The 2,822-nt window shown below is 67.3% G+C and carries 2 protein-coding genes; both read right to left on the bottom strand.

Translation table 11 applies throughout. The features are described 5' to 3' along the window. Window positions 1–500: 500 nt before the first annotated feature. The gene (locus VGV60_14975) at window positions 501–1,991 is read right to left on the bottom strand and encodes a sigma-54 dependent transcriptional regulator (GenBank protein ID HEV8702574.1); all 1,491 of its coding nucleotides are present in this window, start codon (window positions 1,989–1,991) and stop codon (window positions 501–503) included. After that, window positions 1,988–2,822 (bottom strand): ATP-binding protein (locus VGV60_14980; protein ID HEV8702575.1); only part of this gene is annotated, 835 nt, incomplete at its 5' end. The genes VGV60_14975 and VGV60_14980, both read right to left, overlap by 4 nt.

Genomic DNA, 2,822 nt, shown 5'->3' on the forward strand with positions numbered 1-2,822 from the left:
AGCGGGAGCTTCCCGAACGCCGCCTGCGCTCGGGTCTTCGTGACGGCCTTGGGTTCGGACCCGACCCCAGGCGCACGCTGCTGCGGCTCACCGAGGCCCGCCAGCGGGACGGCGAGTATCCCTACCAGCGCCAGCCCGGACGGCTTCCATGGCATCGCAGAGCCCTCCTGTTCAGAGCGGACCAGGGTTCAGACGTACGGCCAAGACAGCCTTCATGCGGAACGCACGACATGCAGCAAGACACGTACCGCGCCGGCGCGTCCTTCAGAGATCGTGGCTGCGGTCGAGCACGAGTGCGCTACGAAGCCCTCGGCACGCTGAGTAAGTGGCAGTGGTAGCTGGTGAAATCGCTGCCTGGGCTCGCCGGGGGGGAGGAGAGTCCCACCGGACGCGTGGGAAAGCTCGAGCGCCGAAGGTCTAGCGGGGTCGCAGAGCTATGGCGCAAGGACCATGGCGCGGCCGCCAGAGAACCGGAGTGGCCCGCGCGCGCGTCGCGACGCTCAGGACTCCCTGAACTGCCCGGCGGCTATGCCGTACTGCTTCATCTTGAGGTGCAGGGTTTTGTAGTCGGTTCGCAGGTGTCGCGCCGCCTCGCTCTTGTTCCCCCTCGTGGCCTGGAGGACCCGGCGGATCGCCTGCCGCTCGGCGTCCGTCGCCGCCGCCTCGGCGATCTCCTTCAGAGAGGGGCTTCCGAGAGGAGATGGGCTCACCGGCGTTGGCTCCGACGGGGATGCAGTCGCCGGGGACGCGTCGACCGGGAGGAAGGAGAGGTGCTCGCGCTCGATCACATCCGAGGCGTGGAGGATCGCCCGGCGAATCACGTTCCGCAGCTCCCGCACGTTCCCCGGCCACGGATAGTGCAGGAGGATCCGAGCCGCCGCTTCCGAGATCTCGCGGCAGGGGCGGCCGAGTTCCATGCCGGCTTCGGCGAGAAACTCATTCGCCAGGTGGAGGATGTCGTCTCGCTCCCTGAGGGGCGGCAGGGTAATCACGAATTCGTTCAGGCGATAGTAGAGATCTTGGCGGAATCGGCCCGCGCGCACCTCTCGCTCGAGGGGGATGTTGGAGGCGGCGATGATCCGCACGTCCACTCGGACCGGCTGCTTGCTGCCGAGCGGCTGCACCTGTCGTTCCTGCAAGACACGCAAGAGCTTCGCCTGCGTGGCGAGGGGAAGGTTGACGATCTCGTCGAGGAAAAGGCTTCCGCCCTCGGCAAGCTGGAACTGCCCCTCCTTCCGTTGATGGGCCCCGGTGAACGCGCCCTTCTCGTAGCCGAAGAGCTCCGACTCGATGAGCGTGTCCGGGATCGCGCCGCAGTCCAGGGCAACAAACGGCTTCTTGCATCGGGCACTCAGGTGATGGATCGCCCGCGCCACGAGCTCCTTGCCGGTGCCGGTCTCGCCCTCGACGAGGATCGTGAGCGGGGAGTCGGCCACCTGCTTGATCTGCTGGACAACCTTCTCCATCTGCCGGCTCGGGCCCGCCAGCCACCTCAAAGGGCTGTGGATGACCTTCTTGGCCTCCCGCAGCTCGTGCGTCCGTTCCTCGACGGTTCGCTCCAGTTCGCTGGCGTGGCGCTGCAGCGCCCTCTGCTGCTCCTTGACCCGGCGGCTCAGCTCGCCCATCTGGATCGCCCGGCGCAGGGAGGCCACGAAGTAGTCCCGGTCGATCGGCTTCTGGATGAAGTCGTAGGCCCCGCCGCGGAGGGCATGAACCGCCAGCGCATGCTCGCCATGGCCGGTGATCATCAGGGTGGGCGTGTCGGGCCGGCGCTCTCGGATCTCGGCCAGCAGAGTGATACCGTCGGTCCCCGGCATCTTGATGTCGGTGACGATCGCGTCATAGTCCCGTGCGGTGATCTGGTCGAGCGCGTCCGCCGCGGACTCGGCCGTGTCCACCGTGACCTCGCTCATTCGGAGCCGAAGGGCCTCGGGAAGCGCCTGCAGCAGGGCTGGATCGTCGTCGACGATGAGCACGCGAGACTGGCTCATGGCTCGCCGGGGGCAAGGGGCAGGTGGATGAGGAACGTGGCGCCATTGCCGGGCGGGCTCACGACCGAGATCGTGCCGCCGTGCTCCTTGATGATCCCGTAGGTGATGGACAGGCCCAGGCCGGTGCCCTTTCCGACCTCCTTGGTGGTGAAGAACGGATCGAAGATCCGCCGCTCGAGGCCGAGCGGAATCCCCGCCCCCGTGTCGGCGAACACGACCTCGACCGCCCGGGACGTGACCGAACCCGAAATGCGGATGGCCTTGCGCGAGGAGTTGGCCACCGCGTCGCGCGCATTGGTCAGGAGGTTGATGAAGACCTGCTCGAGCTGGATGGGATTTCCGACCACGACGGGCTCCTCCGGACCCAGGTCCACCGTGACCTCGATCTCGCGCAGCCGGAGCTGCTCCTGCATGAGCGAAAGCGCCCGCTCGATCACCTGCCTCAGGGAGACCGGCTCCCGGCTGGCGGGTGCCGCCCGTCCGAAGGTGCGCAGATGCGAGATGATCTCGGTGGCCTTGCCGACCTGCTGCATGGCCTGGTCCAGCTCACGGACGATCTGCCCTTTGTCCGTGGCGCCGAGCTGGACGAGGTCGACCGCGTTACCCATGAACAATCCGATGTTGTTGAGGGGGTTGTTGAGCTCGTGGGCGACGCCGGTGGTGAGCTCGCCGAGCGTGGCGAGCTTTCCCGCCTGGACGAGCTGCTCCTGTTTGTCGCGCAGCTCCTGTTCGCGCCGCTGCATCTCGGCCGTGGTCTCCCGCAGGTCGCCCATGATGTGGATCATGGCCTTGCGGCTGGCCTCCAGACGCAGCTTGCCCTTGTGCGAGTCC

The organism is Candidatus Polarisedimenticolia bacterium, assembly GCA_036001465.1.
In the GTDB taxonomy this organism is placed as follows: Bacteria; Acidobacteriota; Polarisedimenticolia; order Gp22-AA2; family Gp22-AA2; genus Gp22-AA3.